This window comes from Rhizobium lusitanum, from assembly GCF_014189535.1.
GTDB lineage: Bacteria > Pseudomonadota > Alphaproteobacteria > Rhizobiales > Rhizobiaceae > Rhizobium > Rhizobium lusitanum_C.
Genome location: NZ_CP050307.1, coordinates 453,376 through 475,515, shown reverse-complemented (window position 1 = coordinate 475,515; position 22,140 = coordinate 453,376). Strand labels below are relative to the sequence as shown.

Annotated in this window: 16 protein-coding genes; 8 read left to right on the top strand and 8 right to left on the bottom strand. The window is 59.0% G+C overall.

Going from position 1 to position 22,140, the window contains the following annotated elements:
• Positions 1 to 10 precede the first annotated feature (10 nt).
• The 4 genes from HB780_RS05155 to HB780_RS05140 form a co-directional block, all read right to left on the bottom strand.
• Positions 11 to 1,138 carry an ABC transporter permease gene (locus HB780_RS05155; protein ID WP_183688974.1) on the bottom strand — a complete coding sequence of 376 codons (1,128 nt, stop codon included), beginning with the start codon at positions 1,136 to 1,138 and terminating at the stop codon, positions 11 to 13.
• Positions 1,138 to 2,148, bottom strand: coding sequence for an ABC transporter permease (locus HB780_RS05150; protein ID WP_183688973.1), 1,011 nt, complete (start codon positions 2,146 to 2,148; stop codon positions 1,138 to 1,140). The genes HB780_RS05155 and HB780_RS05150 overlap by 1 nt, the downstream gene beginning before the upstream one ends.
• 153 nt (positions 2,149 to 2,301) lie before the next feature.
• Complete coding sequence (locus HB780_RS05145) at positions 2,302 to 4,389, bottom strand: ABC transporter substrate-binding protein (RefSeq protein ID WP_183688972.1); 2,088 nt, start codon at positions 4,387 to 4,389, stop codon at positions 2,302 to 2,304.
• A 141-nt stretch (positions 4,390 to 4,530) separates the two neighbouring features.
• Positions 4,531 to 5,997 carry an alpha-glucosidase/alpha-galactosidase gene (locus HB780_RS05140; RefSeq protein WP_183688971.1) on the bottom strand — a complete coding sequence of 489 codons (1,467 nt, stop codon included), beginning with the start codon at positions 5,995 to 5,997 and terminating at the stop codon, positions 4,531 to 4,533.
• A 213-nt stretch (positions 5,998 to 6,210) separates the two neighbouring features.
• On the opposite strand from HB780_RS05140, the gene HB780_RS05135 reads away from it, so the two are divergent.
• From HB780_RS05135 to HB780_RS05125, 3 genes are all read left to right on the top strand, one after another.
• The gene (locus tag HB780_RS05135; RefSeq protein ID WP_183688970.1) at positions 6,211 to 7,113 is read left to right on the top strand and encodes an AraC family transcriptional regulator; all 903 of its coding nucleotides are present in this window, start codon (positions 6,211 to 6,213) and stop codon (positions 7,111 to 7,113) included.
• Positions 7,114 to 7,400: 287 nt separating this feature from the next.
• A complete protein-coding gene (locus HB780_RS05130; protein ID WP_183688969.1) occupies positions 7,401 to 9,644 on the top strand; it encodes a glycoside hydrolase family 2 protein in 2,244 nt (747 codons plus the stop codon).
• Positions 9,645 to 10,250: 606 nt separating this feature from the next.
• Positions 10,251 to 11,348 (top strand): Hint domain-containing protein, encoded by a 1,098-nt coding sequence (locus HB780_RS05125; RefSeq protein ID WP_286202970.1) that lies wholly within the window; start codon positions 10,251 to 10,253, stop codon positions 11,346 to 11,348.
• Between the two features lie 35 nt (positions 11,349 to 11,383).
• Here HB780_RS05125 and HB780_RS05120 read toward each other — a convergent pair whose 3' ends face one another.
• On the bottom strand, positions 11,384 to 12,295 hold the full coding sequence (locus HB780_RS05120) for a GntR family transcriptional regulator (protein WP_183688967.1): 912 nt from the start codon (positions 12,293 to 12,295) through the stop codon (positions 11,384 to 11,386).
• A 228-nt stretch (positions 12,296 to 12,523) separates the two neighbouring features.
• Here HB780_RS05120 and HB780_RS05115 point away from each other — a divergent pair, with 228 nt between their 5' ends.
• From HB780_RS05115 to HB780_RS05095, 5 genes are all read left to right on the top strand, one after another.
• Positions 12,524 to 14,029: a UxaA family hydrolase gene (locus HB780_RS05115; RefSeq protein WP_183688966.1), complete on the top strand. Its 1,506-nt coding sequence runs from the start codon at positions 12,524 to 12,526 to the stop codon at positions 14,027 to 14,029.
• A gap of 84 nt (positions 14,030 to 14,113) precedes the next feature.
• Complete coding sequence (locus tag HB780_RS05110) at positions 14,114 to 15,133, top strand: aldo/keto reductase (RefSeq protein ID WP_183688965.1); 1,020 nt, start codon at positions 14,114 to 14,116, stop codon at positions 15,131 to 15,133.
• Between the two features lie 229 nt (positions 15,134 to 15,362).
• Positions 15,363 to 16,352, top strand: a complete 990-nt coding sequence (locus HB780_RS05105; protein ID WP_183688964.1) for an ABC transporter substrate-binding protein — start codon at positions 15,363 to 15,365, stop codon at positions 16,350 to 16,352.
• Positions 16,353 to 16,486: 134 nt separating this feature from the next.
• A complete protein-coding gene (locus tag HB780_RS05100; protein WP_183688963.1) occupies positions 16,487 to 18,037 on the top strand; it encodes a sugar ABC transporter ATP-binding protein in 1,551 nt (516 codons plus the stop codon).
• Between the two features lie 30 nt (positions 18,038 to 18,067).
• On the top strand, positions 18,068 to 19,039 hold the full coding sequence (locus tag HB780_RS05095; RefSeq protein WP_183688962.1) for an ABC transporter permease: 972 nt from the start codon (positions 18,068 to 18,070) through the stop codon (positions 19,037 to 19,039).
• An 83-nt stretch (positions 19,040 to 19,122) separates the two neighbouring features.
• On the opposite strand, the gene HB780_RS05090 is transcribed toward HB780_RS05095, so the two are convergent.
• From HB780_RS05090 to HB780_RS05080, 3 genes are all read right to left on the bottom strand, one after another.
• Positions 19,123 to 19,473, bottom strand: coding sequence for a BP74-related protein (locus tag HB780_RS05090; protein ID WP_183688961.1), 351 nt, complete (start codon positions 19,471 to 19,473; stop codon positions 19,123 to 19,125).
• A gap of 367 nt (positions 19,474 to 19,840) precedes the next feature.
• Positions 19,841 to 20,842, bottom strand: coding sequence for an acyltransferase family protein (locus HB780_RS05085; protein WP_183688960.1), 1,002 nt, complete (start codon positions 20,840 to 20,842; stop codon positions 19,841 to 19,843).
• Positions 20,839 to 22,131, bottom strand: a complete 1,293-nt coding sequence (locus HB780_RS05080) for an O-antigen ligase family protein (RefSeq protein WP_183688959.1) — start codon at positions 22,129 to 22,131, stop codon at positions 20,839 to 20,841. Before HB780_RS05080 ends, HB780_RS05085 begins: the two co-directional genes overlap by 4 nt.
• Positions 22,132 to 22,140: the final 9 nt, after the last annotated feature.

The following is a 22,140-nucleotide window of genomic DNA, read 5'->3' as shown; positions in this document are numbered from 1 at the left end:
TCGTTTCCTCTCAATAGGGATCGATCGCATCGCGCAGACCATCGCCGAGCGCATTGAACGCAAAGACGGTGATGAGCACGAAGGCGACGGGCGAGAGGATCCAGGGATAGGAGCCAATGACCGAATAGGTGGAGGTGTCCTGCAACATCAGCCCCCAGGAGATCAGCGGCGGCTTGACCGCGAAACCAAGGAAACCGAGGAAAGATTCCAGCAGCACCACGCTCGGGATTGCCAGCGTCACCGCGACGATGACGTGGCTCATCACATTCGGAAAAATGTGCTGCAGGATGATGCGCCGGTCGGTCGCCCCGACCGCCATGGCGGCACGGACGTATTCGATCCTCGCCAAAGCCAAAGTCTTGCCGCGCACCTCGCGCGACATCTGCGCCCAGCCGAGCGCCGACATGACGACAACGACGAAGGCGAGGAAGACATTGGTCGGTGCCGTCACCGGGATCAGCGAGGTCAGCGCCAGATAGAGTGGCAATTGCGGAAAGGCGAGCACCAGCTCGACGAAACGCTGGATCCAGGTATCAAGGGTGCCGCCGAAATATCCCGACACCATCCCGACCGTCGTGCCGACGACAGTGACGATGAAGACGACGGTCAAGGCGATCATCAGAGAGATGCGCGAGCCGTAGATAGCACGAGAGAGAACGTCGCGTCCGAACTTGTCGGTGCCAAGGAAATGCACCGGCTGGCCATCGGTCGAGCCGAAGAGATGTCTGTCACCCGGGATCAGGCCGAAGAGCTTGTAGGGGGCTCCTTTGACGAAGAAGCCGAGCAGACGAGGATTGTTGTAGTCCGGCCCGACCACCGGCTGGAAGGTGACGGGATCAAGCTCATCGCTCTCCGCCAGCGCATAGACGCGCGGCTGAAAGACGAAATTGCCGTCCTTGTCGTGAAAGCTGATCACCTGCGGCGGCGCGAAGCCGGTATCGGTCGCCTTGGGATCGTCGGGTGAAACGAACTCGGCGAAGAGCGCCATCAGGAGCAGCAGAACGACGAGGATCAAGCCGCTCATACCGGTCCAGGAACGCTTCAAGCGACGCCAGACGAGCGCGATGTAGCTCTCATTGCCGCCTTTCAACGTTACTTTTTCTTCAAGCGGTGACGGAGATGCGTTGACGGCGAGCATCAGTTGATCCCTCCCTGTTGGCGCACGCGGGGATCAAGCAGGGCAAGCAATACATCCGCAATGATATTGCCGACGATCAGCGTCGCCGACAGCACCAGCATGAAGGTGGCGGTGACATAGACATCGCCGACCGCCATTGAGCCGACGATCGCAGGCCCTACTGTCGGCAGCGCGAAGATGATGGCGGTCTCGATCTCGCCGGTCAGCATGTAAGGCAGCACGACGCCTTGATACATGACGAGCGGATGGAGCGCATTCGGCACGGCGTGCCGCATGACGACGGCGCCGCCAGACAGGCCCTTGGCACGGGCGGTTTCGACATATTGCGCATTCAGCGTGTCGAGCAGATTGCCGCGCATGACGCGCATATTATAGGCGAGCCCGCCGAAGGTAGCGATCGCCACGACCGGCCAGACATGCTTCATGAGATCGACGAACTTGGCCCAGGACCACGGCGCGCCGCCATATTGCGGCGAATAGAAGCTGCCGATCTCCGAGACGTTGAGCTGGAAGACGAGGATATAAACGATGATCAGCGCCATCAGGAAGCGCGGCACCGTCATGCCGAGAAAGGAGATGCCGGAGAGCAGGCTATCGATCCAGCTATATTGCCGCGTCGCCGCCCATATGCCGAAGCCGATGCCGAGGATGGACGCCAGGATATGGCAAACAAGGGCAAGCAGCAAAGTCCGCGGCAGACGTTCACCGACGACATCGGCGACCGGCTTGTTGTAGAACATGCTGTAACCGAAATCGCCCCTGGTAACGATACCGCCGATCCAGTTGAAATATTGCACGACCATCGGCTTATCGAGCCCATGCTCCTGGCGGTAAACCTGTGCCTGCGCGTCGGCCTGGGCAAAGGAGGCGCCGCCCTGGTTCATCAGCTGCGAGCGGATATAATCGGCATAGTCGCCGGGCGGTGCCTGGATGATGGCGAAAGTCACCACGCTCAGGATCATGAGCACCGGTATGGCTGAGGCTATGCGCATGAGCAGGAATCGCAACATGGAACGGTTCGCTCTCTTATTGCCGCCGGTGGTCTGCTTTCCCTCTGGGGGATAGCACGGACCGGCTGGGTTCAACTTTGTCCGGCTGCACCGCGATGCAGCCGGACTTCTTGACGTCTGTCAGACAGCCGGCCTATCGGCCGATCGCCATGATCATTTGACCGGACCGGCGCTGCCAGGTGTGCCCGGCAGTTGTTCAGGGAACAGCTCGTATTTCCCCTGCTTGTCGGCCGCGACCCACATGCGTTCACGGATGATGGAGTCTTCTGCCCAGTTGAACATGAAGATCGGCGTGCCCGGGGGAACGTTCGAGAAGCGCTTGTTGATGATCAGCGCGCCGGGATACTCCGTCAGGCCGATGTTGTAGAGGTGCCCGGTCGAGAGCTTCTGGTACTGCTTCATCAGGGCCACACGCTCGTTGCTATCCTTCGAAGCGGTGAACTTGTTGACGACGTCGACCATTTCCTTCTCAAAGGGCATCAGGTCCACTTCGCCGCTTTCCGGCGCACGGTGGTTCCAACTGGTACGCGGACCGACTGGAGCAAGCTGCTCTGTGTTCTGTACCACCGAGGCCAGCTCCGTGCTGTTGCGCCGGACCATCCAATCGAAGCGGCCACCATAATTGGCATCATCGCGCTTCGGCCCATCGAGTGCGTTGATGATTACCCGAAGCCCGAGCTTCTCCATCTGGCTGACGAGACCTTCGGCAAGGCTCTTGTCCGTGGTGTAGTCGTTGCTGACGAGAAGCACGATCTCGACATTCTTGCCACCGGCGACGCCTGCCGGGAAGTTGACAAAGCCATCACCGTCCGTGTCCTTGAGACCGGCCTTGGCAAGTTCTGCCTTCGCACCGGCGAGGTCGAAAGGATAATAGACGGTGGAGGCGCGATCGTAGAAGCTGGTGCCCGAGGACAGGCCGCCCGGATAGATCGCCGTAAACGGACCCTTGACCAGCGAGTCGCCGATCGCCTTGCGGTCGAGCGCCATGGTCACGGCCTTGCGGAAATCCTCGTTGCGGTTCAACTCGCGGACAGCCTGGCTGCGTGCGTCCGGAGTGCCCCAGCCGTTGGCGGAGAAGTTCATCTGCAGGTTATAGCCGATGAGGCGCGGTCCGAAGGCGAGACGAGCGGGGGCGTCCGGCTGGGCGGCGCGCTTCAGCGAGGCGACGAAGTTTTCCGGCTGCTCCAGGTTGGAAAGGTCGCCGGAGCCGGCAACGGCCTGCACGTCGCGGTCAGCCCAGGTCGAGAGCTTGTAGTCCAGTTCATTGAGATAAGGGAGCTGATTGCCCTTCTCGTCGACCTTCCAATAATAGGGGTTGCGGCGCAGAACGATAATGTCATCGGAACGATACTCGACGGGCACCCAAGCGCCCATGACGGGTATGTTCATGAATTCCGGCGGGAAAGCGTTCTTGAACTGGTCGTAAGTGTTCTTCGAATATTTCGGATGCTGCGGCTTCAGGATGTGCGACGGGCCCGGGCAGAAATTGGGATAGGCCATCGTATAGAGATATTGCTTCGGGAAGGCGTCCTTGAAGGTCCACTCGACCGTATAGTCGTCGATCTTCTTCAGCGACGTCCCTTCGCCGAAAGCTTCGGGCGACGCACCACCGCCAAGCGGCGAGACGTTCGGATCGATGACTTCGTCGTCCCAGTAGAACATGATGTCATCGGCATTGAATGGCACGCCGTCGGACCATTTCGCGCCTTCGATCAAATGCATGGTAAGCTTGTGGCCATCCGCCGACCATTCCCATCCCTTGGCAAGGTTCGGTAGCGGCTCGGTATCCTTGGCCTCGACCTGGAACAGCGGTGCTGTGCGCGTCAGGCACTCGGACAGGGCGATATCGATGCCGCCCCAGCCTTGTGTCTGGCCAGCGCCATAGTTCCAGCCTTCAGGCCGGCCACCGATGACGTGGCGAAGCGTATCGCCATAAACGCCGATACCATCGGGCATGTTGCCGGTCTTGTAGACGAGCGGCTCCTTCGGCAGGCGATCCTTGACCGGCGGCAACTTACCGGTCTTGACGAAGTTGTCAGTAACCCAGGCGGGCTCGTGATATTCCGGCAGCGCCTTGAACTCCAGAATGGAGTCGCGCGCCACATATTTGATCTTGCCTTCAGCCGGAAAGACCGGTGGAACCGGCGGCACGGTCGGTTCGGATGCGTGGGCGCTCATGGCGATTGCCGATGTGGCAATCGTCAGCGCCGCTAGAATGCTGATCGGTCGAAAATGTCTCATCGTTTTCTCTCTCCCCTTATCGCGAGCATCCCCGTGGGAGCACCGCATTCCTCCATCGAGCAGGAAACCATTGGCCGGATGCGGCGGGGTCTGTCCTCCTGACAGCCCCGCCGCAGCCAATATGTCCCGAACGTCAATCCGTTAGCCGGCCTGCTTCATCGCCGCCTTCTCCACTCTCAATTCCTCGATCGAGCGGACGTTGCGGCTGGCCGCGCCCTTCCAGTCACGGGTTTTCACCTTAGCCCGCGACAGGCGATCCTTGGCGCCCTCGACGGCATGCGCATATTGCGGCAGCCAGCGTGCTTGCGCGACGACCATTTCGTCAACCATCTGCCAAACTTCTTCCGGGGTCGAGATGGCACCGACCAGCGGATCATGCAGAACCGCGAGCTTCAGCAGGTCGAGGTCGCCGCTGACGGCGGCATGGACCGACATGCGCTGGACGTTGATCGAGGAAATGCAGGTGGCGGCACAGGCTTCCGGCAGCGTGATGCCCGCCACCATGTTGATGCCGAAGCGATCGACGAAGCCGGGCGATTCGATAATGGCGTCAGCCGGCAGATTGGTGATGACGCCGTTGTTCTTGACGTTGAAATGACCGCGATAGACGCGATTGGTTTCCAATGCCTCGAGAATATGGCTCGCATGTTCGTTCGAGCGCCTGTTAGCATCGATGGGCTGCGAGGCGCTGTCGAGGATCTGCTGGAACTCCGTCTCGAACCAGTTGCGGGTCTCGGTGGAATGGCGGAGATAGCCGCCCGTCTCGCCATGGATCCAGTCGGACATGTCGATCCACTTGTTGATCTCGTCCGGCCGCTTGCGATACCAGGGCAGATATTCCGAGAGATGGCCATTGCTTTCGGTGGAATAGACGCCGAAGCGCTTCAGCACATCGATACGCAGCTTCTCTTGCTGCGAGAAGACCGGATGCGCCTCGAAAGCGGCGATCAGCTCATCCTTGCCGATCTTGCGGCCATTCAGGCGGAGATCGGTGAACCAGGTCTGATGATTGATGCCCGAGCAGATATAGTCGAGCTCCGCCTTGTTCTTGGCGCCGAGAACCTCGGCGATCTGTTCGGCACCATGCTGGACGCCGTGGCAGAGGCCAATCGTATCGACCTTGCCGTATTCGATCGCCGCCCAGGTGTTCATCGCCATCGGGTTGGCATAGTTCAGGAACTTCGCGCCGGGCTCGGCGACTTCTCGGATATCCTTGCAGAAATCAAGAATGACCGGAATGTTGCGCTGACCGTAGAGAATGCCGCCGGCGCAGATCGTATCGCCGACGCATTGGTCGATACCGTATTTCAGGGGAATGCGAATGTCTTCGGCATAGGCTTCCAGCCCGCCGACGCGCACGCAGCTGATAACGTAGCGCGCGCCGGAGATCGCCTCGCGGCGCTCGGTGGTGGCCGTCACCCGTGTTGGCAGCTTGTTCGCCTCGACGATGCGGTCGAGGATCGCCTTGATCATCGTAAGATTATGTTCGCTGACATCGGTCAGCGCGAATTCGACGTCCTGGAACTCCGGCACGCAAAGAATGTCGGTGAACAGCTTTTTCGTGAAGCCGACGCTGCCGGCACCGATAATAGCGATTTTGAAACTCATGATCCTCACCTTGAAGTCGGTCAAACAATCAGCAACGGAGAAGAGAATGGTATTTTCGTCCCATGATCGCACGGTGTCGGGCGAGATGGCGAAACAAGCACTTTCTCCTCCTTCTGCCGGTCCTCATCGGCAGGTATATGCTGTTTTCTGGCGGGATTATGCCTATAATGAACGAGCCGACCAGAGAACAATTATGCTTTCAAGGGTAATTTTGTGCTGCAAGAATTAATCGCCAATGGCCAAACCATGCGGACTGTTTCATTGCCGCGCGGTCGCCATCGGCTGCACGCGATGCCGACCAGCGCCGGCTATGAAATCAGGGACAAGGAGCGTTACGATTGGGATGGACGTCGGCGCGGCCTGACGCCGTTCACAGTGCTGCAGCATACGATCAGTGGCAGTGGCCGGCTGCGCTATGAAAACCGCGACTACCGTGTTGGCCCTGGCGATACGTTGCTGGTGCTGGTGCCGCACAATCATCGCTACTGGCTGGAAAAGGACGAGCGCTGGGAGTATTTCTGGATATCGATGAATGGCGAGGAAGCACTGCGCGTCCATCGCCTGATTCTCGACGCCGCCGGGCCGGTGCTGAAATTACAGCCGGCAACGATCGATCATCTCGCCGATTGCGGCCTGCGACTGGTCCGGGGCGCGACGACACCGGCCTCCGCTTCGGCGGTCGCTTATGAAGCCGCGATGGCGCTTTATGACGATGTCTTCGGCTCGCACGCCATCGCCGCCGACCGTTCCGCGATGCAGGCGGTCATCGACCATGTCGCCGCCAATCTCGATCAGCCCCTCCCCGTCAGCGAACTTGCCAGGGTCAGTGGCCTCAGCCGCGCCCATTTCTCCCGCGTTTTCGCCGATAGCGAAGGCTTGCCGCCGGCCGAGTACGTCCTGCAACAGCGCATGCAGCGAGCGGCCAAGCTTTTGACCAAGGCAGCCTTTATTCCGGTCAAGGAAGTGGCGATCATGTCGGGTTTCGACGACGCCAATTATTTCTCAAAAGCCTTCCGTCGCATCTATGGCATCAACCCCACCGAATTCCGCACCACCGGCATGTATGCAGCCGTGCGCAGTCCCGGGGACGACAGCAGAAGCGCGAGAGGCAAATGACCGAATCACCCATGGCGGACCTGCGGCATGCCGCCGCAGCCTGTCCGCCAACTGGCCCTAAGATCCTAACTTTCTTGACATAACGGCCGCAGAAGTAAGCTCGGAGAAGGTCAGCCGAAAACGTTTTCGGCAGAATTGCCGATCCGGCCTCCGATTGCGTTGCGCCATGGCTGGAGGCCTGTATAGATATCGCCCGCCGCGACCATGATCGCGTCACGGCTGCGCCTCTTTGTCTAAGCAACACTCGTTCGTCCAAGGTACGGCGGGCTCTTCTGATAGGATTGAATATGCGTTCTGTGGTCGCTTTCAACGAATCCTGGACTTTTCACGAAGGCTTTTCGGCCACCGACGCCGACCGCCTACAGGAAGGGCAACCGGTCGCATTGCCGCACACGGCGGTCGAGTTGCCGTTCAATTATTTCGATGAGAAATCCTATCAGCGTGCCTTCACCTATCAGAAGATCCTGCCCTGGAGCGCCGACTTCGCCAAGCGGGAGGTATCGCTCGTTTTCGACGCCGCCATGGCTGATGCGGTCGTCTATCTCAACGGTGAGGAAATCGTTGCGCATCAGGACGGCTACACGCCCTTCGAAGCGCGGCTGACGGGGCGCCTGAAAGACGGTAGCAACCTGATCACTGTCAAGATCGACGGCAGCGAGAACCCCGAGATCCCGCCATTCGGCGGCCGCATCGACTATCTGACCTATGCCGGCATCTATCGCGACGTCTGGCTCAAGGTCGCAGCACCCGTATCGATCGCCAATATCAAGGTCGAGACCGGCAAGGTGCTGGACGACAGCAAATCCGCGACGGTCCGCTGCGACATTGCCAACCCACAAGCCCTTGCCTTCAACGGCGCGGTGACCGCAAACCTCCGCGCGCCGGACGGCAAGGTTCTGGCCTCGGCTGTTGCGGAGACCTCAGGCGGCGCCGCAACCTTCACCTTCGACAATCTGGCCGGCATTTCGCTTTGGGATCTCGACAATCCCGTACTCTACACGCTCGAGGCCGAGCTGAAGACCGATCATGGCTCCGACCGATATGTCGCGACATTCGGTTTCCGCACCGCCGAATTCACCTCTGAAGGCTTCCTGCTGAACGGCAGCAAACTGAAGCTGCGCGGCCTCAACCGCCACCAGGCCTTCCCCTATTCCGGTTACGCCATGGGCCGCTCGGCACAGGAGCGTGATGCCGAGATCATGAAGCAGACATTGAAGTGCAATGTCGTGCGCACCTCGCATTATCCGCAATCGAAATGGTTTCTCGACCATTGCGACCGTATCGGCCTGCTGGTCTTCGAAGAGATCCCCGGCTGGCAGCATATCGGCGGCGAGGAATGGCAGCAGGAATCGATCCGCAACGTCCGCCGCATGATCGAGCGCGACTGGAACCACCCATCCATCATCATCTGGGGCGTGCGCATCAACGAATCGCAGGACTCCCACGATTTCTACGCCGAGACCAACCGGCTGGCGCGCGAGCTCGATCCGACCCGCCAGACAGGCGGCGTGCGCTACATCACCGAGAGCGAAATGCTCGAGGACGTCTATACGATGAACGACTTCATCCTTGGCAACGAGGAACTGCCGGGCGCCAACCGCCCGCGCACTCCGCTGCGGCCGCAACAGGAGAATACCGGCCTGTCGAAGAACGTGCCCTATCTGATCACCGAATTCGGCGGCCATATGTATCCGACGAAGATCTACGATCAGGAACAGCGCCAGGCCGAACATGTGCGCCGGCACCTGGAAGTGCTGAACGCAGCCTATGGCGACCCTTCCATTTCCGGCGCCATCGGCTGGTGCATGTTCGACTACAATACCCATAGCGATTTCGGCTCCGGCGACCGCATCTGCTACCACGGCGTCATGGACATGTTCCGCGAGCCGAAATTCGCGGCCTACGCCTATGCCAGCCAGTGCGAGCCCTCCGAGGACGTCATCATGAAGCCGGTGACGATCTGGGCGCGTGGCGAGCGTAATATTGGCGGTGCACTGCCGTTGATCGTGCTGACCAACTGCGACGAGGTCGAGTTGCGTTACGGTTCGCTCACCAAGCGCCTCGGCCCCGATCGCGAAAGCTTCCCGCATCTGCCGCATCCACCGGTCATTTTCGATCATCGCCATTTCACCAAGGACGAACTGGGTGTCTGGGGCATGGAATGGGAGGATGCGCGCTTCACCGGCTTCGTCAATGGCAAGCCGGTCGCGGAGCTGCATATGGTCGCGGATCCTCTTCCCACGACGCTCGAAGTGCAGCCCGATAGCTTGACGCTACGCGCCGCTGAGCGCGACACCACCCGCGTCATCATCCGCGCGCTCGACCAGGCGGGTACCCGCCTGCCCTTCCTCAACGACATCGCGACCGTCAAGGTCAGCGGCCCCGCCAAGCTGATCGGGCCAGAGGCCATGGCCTTCCAGGGTGGCACGACGGGCTTCTGGCTGCAGACAACCGGCGAGACCGGCGCGATCACGATCGAGGTGTCTTCGGCCCGCTTTGCGCGCCAGGCCGTGACATTGACAGCCGAGTAATACGTCGAAGGAGCGACTGCGATGCGGAATATCCGCGCAATCCTCAGCCGCTCCGACGCGACCTATGGTCCTAGTAAATCCGGCGTGACCGTCAGACGCTGACACGGTCGATCACAGCCCCTCTCTTCCAAGACTAGAGCCTTCAAAGCCGCAAACGTGACATCCCGCATGTCCGATTTTGGAACACTTCCCGGTGAAAACCGTAAAGGTTGCATAATTTTAATACTTATACGCAAGATTGAAAAAACGCTTGCGTTCCGGCGTCGGCGTTGCTTAACTCCACTTATGGATGCGGCATCGCCAACAACATAGATGCATACGTGTCCTGTCGTGTGCACGCGACCAAAGAATCATCATCGATCTGGTTTCTCCGTCACCCCGGGCGGAAAACTTGATGGCGCCGATGTGCTGTCAATGTCGCCGAGCGACCGTTCGCGCGATCGATTATTCATGCGGCCAATTTTTGAAACAGCAGGCGAATTAACGCCGTTGGCCTGATCGAAAGGGACTAAAGTCGTGGCTCTCGTCGCAATCGAACTTTTGCAAGATCAAACCACAACGCTAGACGCAAGTAACTGGACCTCATCCAACACTTTACAATTGAGCGTGATCGCCAGCTCCACATTGATAATCGACAATATCGACGTCAATCTTACCAATATCATCGGTGGAGGCGTCCTCTCGAACACCGTCATTCAATTGGTCAATGCTGGCAATGTCACGGTTAATCCAAGCCTTTTGACCCTGGGTGTGGGATCCGTCATCACCTATCAGATTGGCTTCAACTCGACGCTGACGATCAATTCGGGGCTTCTCAGCGTGGGCCTTCTCCAGGCGACGACCGTTGATTTCGCCAACTCGGGTGGAGGCGGACATTTCATCTTCACGCCGCCGGTGATCGGCCTCTCGGTTAGCGGCCCGCCGACGGTCACCAATGTCCGCATTGGCGATCGCATCACCGTGGTGGGCTCGACCTCCATCGGGCAATCGGGGAACGTGATCTCGTTCTATGCCCCGGCACTCCTCGGGCTTCCCGTCCATCTGATATCCTATATGATTCCGGAGGGTGTGCAGTATCTTTACCGCCCCGGCGACGAGACGCTGACGTTTACCTCCAACTGCTTTTTGCAAGGCACGCGGATTGCAACGCCCACCGGCGAGGTCCTGGTGGACAGCCTGCGCGAAGGCGACGAGGTCCTCACCCTGGAGAATGTGGCTGCACCGGTGAAGTGGATCGGGCGCCGAACGATCGATCCGAAAATGGTGGACAAACCGCGGAATCACCTGCCGGTACGCATCATAGCCGGCGCCTTGGGAGATAACGTTCCGCACCGCGATCTCTTTGTTTCGCCTGACCATTGCATCTATGTGGCCGATACGCTGATACCCGCAAAACTGCTCATCAACGGAACGACCATCTCGCAGATACTCACCCTGCAGCCCGTCACCTATTTTCATATCGAGCTCGAAGCTCATGATATCGTCTGGGCCGAAGGCGCTCCGGCGGAGACCTATCTTGATCTTGGCAATCGGCACACATTTCTCGAGCCCGGTGTTCTCCTCTTCACATCGCCTGCAAGGAAACACGCCTCATCGCGCTATCCCATCGCCTATGAGGGCTTGGCGATCGATCAGGCAAGGATGTTCGTTGAAAGCCGCGGGCAGGCGCTTGGGATCGCCGAGGAAGAAACCACGGCGGCTTAACCCGCAACCTCCTATGACGAGTTGCCGAAAGCTTTTCAAGCCGCCGGCCCCTCAATCTCGCTCGCATTCTGCGGAATGGATTGCAGCAGTGTTTGCCGTGCTGACGCCAAATGCTTGCGGCAGGCGATGTCGATCCGCTTCGGATCGCGCGATTGCAGCGCTTCGATATAGTCGAGATGTTCGGCGATGGCGCGTGAATTGCGCACGCGGGCAAAAGCCTTGTTCCACTGGTAGTGATAGTGGAAGACGATGGAAATCGCGTCATAGAAATCAGCGATGAAGCGGTTCTTCGAGGCGCGATGGATGAGAAGATGGAACCGTTCGTCAAGCTGCGAAAAATCGCGGTAGCGCTCGTCGAAATCCTCAAGCAAATCATAGTGTTCCTGCTGGATAGCGGCCAGACTTGTCCAGCCCGGATGTTCCGGTGGCATCCGCCCGAATTCGGCCGCCGAATGCAGTTCGAACATCTCGCGCACATCTGCTAGTTCCAGCGCGAATTCGCTGGTGAAGCCCTTCAGGATCCAATGGCTGTTCGGCCGCTTCTCGATCAGTCCGAAACGGCTGAAGCGGATGAGAAATTCGCGCACGACCGACGTCCCCGTGCCGATTTCGCGCGCCAGTTCCAACTCGTTGATCTGCATGCCCGGCTGTGCTTCGTCGGAGAGAATGCGCAGCATGAAACTGCGCTCGATGATATCGTGCAGCGAATTGGTTTCTTCCTGCGGAAAGAAGTCCGCCTCGGTCGGCTGGCGCAGCACGGTCTTCTGCCGCTTGTTCCAGCGGATGATACCAGCGTCACTTAGACGCATCAGGATGGCGCGCGCCGTGCTGCGGCTGACGCCGAGTTCGGCCGCAATCTCAGGCTCGGTCGGCAAGGCGGCATCTGGCTTCAGGCCGGCGACGTAGCGGTTATACGCATCTTTGAAGAGCGTGTTTTGTCTCGCCATTTCCTCCCTCGCTTATAATTCACCACTCTTTGTCGGCGGTGATGTCTTTGCCATTCTGGAATGGCGGTCAAGTGCGAGGACTGCCGTTGCATGCGTCCGGTGCTAGGTTGGGCCGGCAGACGATTTCCTCGTTGACTCCAAAATGTTTATTGTAGATAAAAAACAAAATCAATCGGCAATGGCCCGGGAGAGGCCCGCCGAACTGCACGATTGTTCTGGGAGAGAACTTTGAACAGCCAGCCTTGGATCCTTCTGTCGGAAGGCGACAATGTCGCCGTGGCGACGTCGGCGATTGCGCCCGGCGCTGCGGTTGCCAGCGGTGTCGTAGCGCGAGAGAAGATCGACCCCGGCCACAAATTTGCCATCCGCGATATCCCCCTGGGCACGGCTGTGGTGAAATACGGTCAGGCCATCGGCCGCACGACTGCCGAGGTCAAGGCGGGCGATCATGTCCATAGCCACAACCTGCATTTCGAAAACGATCGCCTGGCGGCAACGGCCAATGCGGCGCCGGAAGTGGCGACCGAGGCCGACAAGGCCCGCACCTTCATGGGCTATCGCCGTGCCGATGGCCGGGCCGCCACCCGCAACTATATCGGCATCATCGCCAGCGTGAACTGTTCCACCACGGTTTGCCGCGCCATCGCGGAAGAGGCAAACCGGACGCTCCTTCCGCAGTATGACAGCATCGATGGTTTCGTGCCGATCGTGCACGATCAGGGCTGCGGCATGAGCTCGACCGGCGACGGCATGCTGACGTTGCATCGCACGCTTGCCGGCTATACCCGCCATGTGAATTTCGGCGGGGTGCTGATGATCGGCCTCGGCTGCGAGGTCAACCAGCTGACGCTCTATGGCCAGAGCGGCGCTGGCGCCAGCAAGCGGCACTTCAATATCCAGGATGCAGGTGGCTCACGTCGCGCCGTGGCGCTTGCCATGGGTGTCCTGAAGGAGATTTCAGACGAGGTCGGCCAGGCCCGCCGCGAGCCGATCTCGATCAGCGAGATTATCGTCGGCCTGCAATGTGGCGGCTCGGACGGCTTTTCCGGCATCACCGCCAACCCGGCGTTGGGTGCAGCCGCCGACCTGCTGGCCGCCGCCGGTGGCACGACGATCCTGTCGGAAACTTCGGAGATCTACGGCGCCGAGCATTTGCTGCGCAGCCGCGCGGTCAATGACGAGGTCGCCGCCAAGCTCGACGCGAAAATCGACTGGTGGGAAAAATACGTCGCTCTGCACGGCGCCTCGCTGGACAACAACCCATCGCCCGGCAACAAGCGCGGCGGGCTGACCACCATTCTGGAGAAGTCGCTCGGCGCTGTCGCCAAGGGCGGCCGGTCGCCACTGACCGCTGTCTATGGCTACGCCGAACGGGTAACGGAACATGGGCTCGTTTTCATGGATACGCCCGGCTATGATCCGGTTTCCGCAACCGGTCAGGTGGCCGGAGGCGCCAATATGATCGCGTTTACGACCGGTCGCGGCAGCTGTTTCGGCTCCCGTCCGGCACCATCGTTCAAGCTGTCGAGCAATTCGGCGCTTTATCAGTCGATGGAAGAGGACATGGACATCGATTGCGGTACGATTGCCACCGGCGAAGCGACGATATCGGGCAAGGGCCGCGAGATCTTCGAACTGATCATCGAGATCGCATCCGGCAAGAAGACCAAAAGCGAAGCCTTCGGCTATGGCGACAATGAATTCGTGCCCTGGCATCTCGGGGCAACGCTTTAGAGACTGATATTCACACCACCATGCCCCGCTCCTGATGAGCCAAGCATGGCGGAAACTGATCGAAGTCATCACAAGGGAGAGGTGATGAAGAGAAGAAAAATCGGCAGGACGGACCTGGAGGTCACCGAGATCAGTTTCGGTGCCGCAGCGCTCGGCGGTCTTTACCGCGCCTGCCCTCGCGACCAGGCCATGGAAACCCTGCAGGCGGCATGGGATAGCGGCATCCGCTATTTCGACGTCGCGCCCTGGTATGGCTTCGGCCTCGCCGAGCGCCGCGTCGGCGACTTCCTGCGCGACCAGCCGGAAGACAGCTATGTGCTCTCGACCAAGGTCGGACGCTTGATGCGGCCTGTTCCGACCAACAAGATCCCGAATTACGGCTATGTCGATCCCCTGCCCTTCGATGCGGATTACGACTATTCCTATGACGGCATCATGCGGTCGGTGGAGTTCAGCTATGCCCGCCTCGGCCTCAACCGCATCGATATTCTCTACGTTCACGATATCGGCGGTTATACCCATGGCAAGGCGCTGAATGATCACTATCTCGGCCAGTTGCTCGGCTCCGGCCTGAAGGCGCTGGAGGAGCTGAAGTCGTCGGGCGCGATCAAGGCATATGGCCTTGGCGTCAACGAAGTACCGGTCTGCCTCGATGTCATGCATGCGGCCGATATCGACTGCATTCTGCTTGCCGGCCGCTATACGCTGCTCGACCGTTCGGCGGTCGCGGAGTTGCTGCCGCTCTGCGAAAAGAAGGGCATGTCGCTCGTTGTCGGCGGTGTCTTCAACTCCGGCATTCTGGCGACCGGCCCCATACCTGGCGCGAACTTCGACTATCTTCCGGCGACACCGGATATTCTGGCTAAGGTCGGAGAGATGGAAGAGATTGCCCGCCGTCATGGCCTGCCGCTTGCGGCACCGGCCATCCAGTTTCCGCTACATCAGCCGTCCGTGGCTTCAGTCCTGATCGGCACGGCGAAAGCATCAAGTCTTACCCGCAACATGCAGCTCGTGGAGCCTGAGCTTCCGGCGAGCCTTTATGCGGAATTTGAAGGATTGACCCTGGTTGCGCCGCCGTTGGGCGACGGCGCCGTTCGGGTTTGACAGCATGATCCCGGAAAAGTGTGAAGCGGTTTTTGGATAAGATCATGCAAAGCAAATAAAGAGCTATCGAGCCGCCGGGAGAGGCGACTTGAAAGAGGAGGAAAGCCTGTTTTGGCGTGGTGGCTTCGTGCTGCTACGCGATGCGTGAGCCATCTGGTGTTCACGGTACCGAGCCGCAAGCGTTCAACGGCCGGTGTGCAGGAGAAGAGCGTGTTGAGAGGAGAAACCAATGAATATCACCAAATCCCTTCTGTCCCGCCGCACCTTTGCCGGTCTTGCCGGCGCGGCCATGATCGCCGTCGCCATGCCGGCGCAATCCTTCGCGGCCGAAGTGACGATCCCGATCATCGTCAAGGACACGACATCCTTCTACTGGCAGATCGTTCTCGCCGGCGCACGCAAGGCCGGCAAGGATCTCGGTGTCAAGGTGCCGGAGCTGGGTGCCCAGGCTGAAACCGACGTCAACGGTCAGATCAGCATTCTTGAAAACGCTGTCGCCGGCAAGCCGGCCGCAATCGTCATCTCGCCGACCGAGTTCAAGGCGCTTGGCAAGCCGGTGGACGAAGCAGCGAAGTCCGTTCCGATTATCGGTATCGACTCCGGTGCCGACTCCAAGGCTTTCAAGTCATTCCTGACGACCGACAACGTGCAGGGCGGCCGTATTGCTGCTGATGGCCTTGCTGCTGCGATCAAGGCAATGACCGGTAAGGATGAAGGCGATGTCGTCATCATTACCAACACGCCCGGCGCCGGTTCTCTCGAACAGCGCCGCACGGGTTTCCTGGATCAGGTCAAGACCAAATATCCGGGCCTGAAGGTTGTCGCCGACAAGTATGCTGACGGTCAGGCGACGACCGGCCTCAACATCATGACTGACCTGATCACGGCAAACCCGAAGATCGTTGGCGTCTTTGCCTCCAATCTGATCATGGCGCAGGGCGTCGGCCAGGCCATTGCTGAAAACAAGCTCAGTGACAAGGTCAAGGTCATTGGCTTCGACAGCGACGACAAGACCCTCGGCTTCCTCAAGAGCGGCGCTATTGCCGGCCTCGTCGTTCAGGACCCGTACCGCATGGGTTACGACGGCATCAAGACCGCTCTCGCCGTCTCCAAGGGCGAAAAGGTTGAAGCCAATGTCGACACCGGCGCCAACCTCGTGACCAAGGCCAACATGAGCGAGCCGAAGATCGAAGCCCTGATCAACCCGAAGGTCAAGTAAAGCTTAAAGGCTGCGCCCGACAAGTCGGGCGCAGCCTTTTCGTCTAGAGCCGGATGATTTCAGGTCTATTCGACCCAAAATCTGAACCCGCTCTGGAATGAAAAATGGAGCGTGATGCGAGAGGAAGGAGACCCATGACGAGCCTCGAAGAAATCAGCCATCGGCACGATGACAAGGTCAAGACGGAAGCAAGTCGCGTTCCGGCCGGCTCGCCTATCCTCGAACTCAAGGGATTGCAGAAGCGCTATGGCTATGTCGAGGCGCTGAAACCTGCGACGATCACATTTCTGGCCGGCGAAATCCACGCCATTGTCGGCGAAAACGGAGCCGGAAAATCGACGCTCATCAAGCTTTTGACCGGCGTCATCACCAGGACGGACGGCGAGATATTCTGGTGCGGCCATCCTGTCGCGCTTGCCAATCCCAATGAAGCGATCGCGCGCGGTATCAACGCCGTGCATCAGGAGGTCGTCCTTTGCCCGCATCTGACGGTCGCCGCCAATCTCTTTCTCGGCGACGAAGTCAATCGCTTCGGCCTGATGCGCAAGAAGCAGATGGTCGCTATGGCCCAGACGGTGCTTGACGACCTCGGCTTCGGACTGCCGGCCGCCGACCTCCTTAGCTCTCTCACCATTGGTCAGCAGCAGCTGGTCGCAACAGCAAGAGCCGCCATGCGCGGCACGCAATTCCTGATCTTCGACGAGCCAACCGCCTATTTGACGCGCAAGGAATCGGCGCAGTTGTTCAAGCTGATCCGCCGGTTGCAAAGCGAAGGCGTGACGATCGTCTATATCAGCCACCGCATGGAGGAGGTCTTCGAGCTGGCCGACCGCGTGTCCGTGCTGCGCGACGGCACGCATGTCGGCACTCGCATGATTGCCGAGACCAACGATGACGAACTGATCAAGCTGATGATCAATCGCTCGATCGAACAGATCTACCACAAGGAAGAGATCCCGATCGGTGAGCCCATCCTTGAGACGCGCGGCCTTTCCGGTCCTGGTTTCGAGGATGTTTCGCTAACCGTACGGGCCGGCGAGATCGTCGGGCTTTATGGGCTGATCGGCGCCGGCCGCAGCGAATTCGCGCTCGGCCTCTATGGCCGTCAGCCGGTCTCTGCGGGGGAAATATACTGGCAGGGGCGCAAGGTCCAAATCCGCAACGAACGCGACGCGATGGAACTCGGCATCGCGCTCGCGCCGGAAAGCCGTCGCGATCAGGGGCTCTGCCTCAACCTGCCGATCGGCCTCAACATTAACTTGCCTGTGTTTAAGCGGCTAAGCCGCGGTCCGATCATCAACAACAAGAGCGAGGCCGCCAATGCCGACAGGCAAATTCGCGATCTCAGCATAAAGACGCCCAGCCGACGGGTTCTGGTTTCCGCCATGTCCGGCGGCAATCAGCAGAAGGTGGTCATCGGCAAATGGCTGAGCCATGGCGCCAAGCTTTTCATCTTCGACGAGCCGACGGTGGGCGTCGATGTCGGCACCAAGGCGGAAATCTATCGGCTTTTCGCCAAGCTACTTCGCGACGGCGCGGGCATCATCGTCATATCCTCGTACCTGCCCGAGGTTTACGAGCTTGCCGATCGTCTGCATGTGTTTCGCCACGGCCAGCTGGTCGCCAGCCATGATTTTCACGCCGCCACGCACGAGGAAGTCCTCGGCGAGGCCATCGGCGTCTGAACGATAAAAAATCGAAAGAGGAGAACAAGAATGGTCGCGAACACGACAGAAGGCCCCGCCGTTGCACCGCGGCGTAAGATGAGCATCCTCTTCAGCCTGACGCTGATCCTGCTCTTGATTGCGCTATGGGTTGTGCTCGGCTTCTCGACAGACGTGTTCTGGACGCAGCTCAACATCACCAACCTGGCACGCCAGGGGTCGATGACGGCCATCCTTGCACTTGGACAAACCTTCGTCATCATCACCGGCGGCATCGATCTTTCCGTTGGCGCAATCGTCGGCTTCTGCACCGTAGTCGTCGCCTGGCTGCTCCAGGCGGGCGTTCCGATCTGGGCCGCTATCCTCATAACCTTGCTCTTCGGGGTTCTTATTGGGGCATTCCATGGCTTCGGCATCGTGCGCATGGGCTTGCCGCCCTTCATCATCACGCTGGCGACGCTGACCTCTCTGCGCGGCATCGGCCTGCTCATCACCAACGGCTCGAGCATCAACATCGTCAACGACGCTTTCACAAATTTCTCGGTCGCGGATTTTCTCGGTATTCCGAGCCTATTCTGGATGGTGATCGTGGTGGCGATTCCAGCCGTCGTCTTCCTGCATTTGAGCCGTTGGGGTCGTTATCTTTTCGCCGTCGGCTCAAACCGCGAGGCGGCGCGCCTCTCCGGCGTCAACGTCAACGGAATGATCTATTTCGCCTATATACTGTCTGGAACCTGCGCCGCCTTGGTCGGTGTTCTGCTTGCCTCGCGCATTGCCATCGGCAATGCGACCCAGGGCGATGGCTGGGAACTGCAGGCGATCGCATCGTCGGTTATCGGCGGCACCAGCCTCTTCGGCGCAGTCGGCTCTGTTTACGGCCCGCTGATCGGCGCCTTTATCCTCGCCACCATCAACAACGGTGCCAACCTCCTGAACCTGAATTCCTTCTGGCAGCGCATCATCACCGGCGTGCTGATCATCGTGATCGTCTACTTCGATCAGTTGCGGCGCCGACGTCTCTGAAGATATTCGACACCGGCTATCGTTGAGGTGGGCGGCAATCCGGGTGAGATCGTCTCGCCTCGATTGCCGCCCACTCAATTTTGTTAGTTGCTGGTTATTTCTCGGGTCAGTCTGGAATCCCAGGGGCACCAATGACTTCCAGGGAGGAAGGCGCCGCCCGCTTCATCGAGATGATCCTCGACATAGACCATGTTCGCATCGCAGACTTCGATGGCCATGTCGAAGAAGTTGATCGTTGCCGGGTCCAGGTAGAAGCTGAACCTTGGATTATATGGCTGAGTTCTCTTGATGATCCTGCCATGGACATGAACCCGGCTCTGTTCCTCGCCGGAAAGAATCTTCAGGGCATGGTCGATCGTCTGTTCATCCGTCAACTCGATGATGAATTCCTGACCTGGTGACGAGGGTTGTTCAAAGGCAAAATAACGGGGCACGGTGTTTCCTCCATATCGAGTTGAAAGGATGTTGGATCAAGCTGCTTCCGTCTATGGAAGCCCCCGTTAATTAGTTGATCCTAAATTAACTTCAACCCACAGATTTTATTGGGTTTTGTGTGATTTTGACAGCAATCGTCGTAAGGAATTGGTCGTATCGAACGGCCTATGGCCACACCGCGCGCAACAAATGCGCTCCGCGACGCCGGCAATCCGATCAAATCATCAGGGGGATCGCTTTTCCGCGCGAGTTTTATCGCTCCAAAGCCAAGCCAAAGGCGCCGTTAGACGGAAAGTTGCGGAGAATGACGCCCCGCTCGCCCAGCAAATGACAGCCGGCTTCGGTTCGACAGAGTTGCGCTACCCATCACACCGGTGAAGGGCGTGATCTTTGCCAACTCAGGCCCTTCAATAGACCACGCAATGGTTTCTCGACCAGTTCATAGGCACCGATGCCCAGCAGCACGCCTGAGACAAGACAGAGGAACGTCTTGACGTCGGAAGGCATTTCCGTGCGCGCCAGCAATTTCATAAGCACCGAAACTGCCAGCGTGTGCCAGAGATAGATCGAGTAGGAGGCGTTGCCGAGATAGGTCAGTATCGGAATATCCGGTAGCTTTCCGCTACGCTCCAACGATATCGTTCCAAGTACCAATGCCACGGCGAGCGGTCCGCAGGTCAGTTCGTTGAATTCGAGATGCAGGAGCTGGACAGCGGCAAAACCCGAAAGAGCGACGACGATCAGGGCGAGTCCGGGGCCGGCGCTCGGTATTTTCCCGCATAGCCATAGCTCAGCAAGGAGGATGCCTGCCACGAACTCCAGAATGATCGGCCGCGTGTAGGTGAGGAGCAACGGCGATTGCGGGCTGAAAATGACGCCGGCAATGACGAAGGCAACGAAGACACTGGCTATGCTGACCAGTCGTATGCGGCGCGACAGGAGCAGCGCTGCACCGAATATGACGTAGAAGAACATCTCGTAGTTAAGTGTCCATCCCTGCACCAGAACCGGCCAGATCACGCCATTGCTCGGCGAGCGCACGGGAATGAAAATCATCGAGCCAAGAATATGACCGGCCGTCAGCTTCATGTTCGGAAACAGACCGGCTACTGCCCCCGCGATCATGATGGCGGTAACGATCCAGTAGGACGGCGCGATGCGCTGCAGACGATCAAACAAGAACCGCCAGGGCGTCACGGGCCGGCGCTCGCTTATTGTCCACATGATGAAGCCGCTGATGACGAAGAAGACATCGACACCAGCCGCGCCGATCTGGAAATGGCCGCCGCTGCGTTCCGCCGCATGGAAAAGGACGACCGCGAGCGCGGCAACGGCGCGAAGATATTGGATGCTATAAAGAGTTTTCATCTGCTGACCTGAGCTTCCCAGTTTGCAGGCGGCCCAAGTTCCATCCGATCATCGGAGACCGATGGAACCATCCGTGGCGCTTGCGCCTTCATCGTCAGCTTTCCCGCTATGAAATACAGCAGGAACGAGCCGACCTGGTAGGGGTTGAGAATATCGATCTCGACGAAAGCGCGGATCAGAAGCAGCGTCGCCAGACCGAACAGAACATAGGATTCATCGTTTCTGAGGTCGTTGAGAAACCGCTTGAGATGGCCAATCACCGCCGTCAGCAATATCGACACCAGCAGGAAGACGCCGATCAGGCCGGTTTCCACTGTCGTTTCGATGAAGGTATTGTGGAAATGGAAGCCGGCGCGGGAGGTGATGTAGAATTCTTCCCACAGGCGTTCCGGTTCGGAGAAGCCTTGCACCCAATAGGCCTGATAGCCGATCCCGAAGAAGGGATGCAACATGGCTGCGGCTATTCCCTGCTGCCAGAGATAGGTACGACCGGTCAGCGTTGAGTCCTTGCCGAAGGCGCCGAGCACGAGATCGACCGCCCCGAGATAAACGCCAGCGACCACCAGAATGATCCCCGATATGGCTGCGGTGGCAAACAGCTTTTTACGCTGCTTTGGCGACAGGAACAGGATGACGCGCATGCCGATGCTGAGCATCACGACCAGACCGGTGACCAACACCGACGTCGCCGATTGCGAGGCAAGAAGACAGTAGGCAGCCAAGAGGCCGACAACGCCTGCTCCAAGCAACCAGATACGACGCTCGCCAAGAATGAAGACCGCGGCGAAAGCGAAATAGATCCCGAGCGAGGCATAGAAGCCCAGCTGGTTCTTCGAGTCGAAAGCACCGACGAAGCTATAGGTGCCGTCGATCGCGTCGAGAGCATAATAGCCGAACAGCACCGAATAAAGCAGCACGATACTGGTGCCGGCAATCGCGCCGCGTGTCAGCGTGCGGATATCGAGCGTACGCACGGCGATCAGCGCACAGATGATATGCGTCATGTACTGAATTGCGGCGCGGGCGGTCACCGGCGGCACCACCGACCAGAAGATCGAAAGACAGGTGAAAATGCCGAATGCAAAGATCCAGAGCTGCTTCGAGTAGCTACCGAGCACGCTGCGATAGTCGATCAGCACCAGCGGAAACCACACTGCGTAATAGACGAGAATGGCAGCCTGCCCGAGGCGGGCGGAATAGGCGAAGGCAAAGAAAGAAAGCGCAATCGCCACCATTCCATAGGTGGCGTTGCTGCCCGGACGAATAAAGGTCGATTTGCGAATCCGCATCGACTCTCC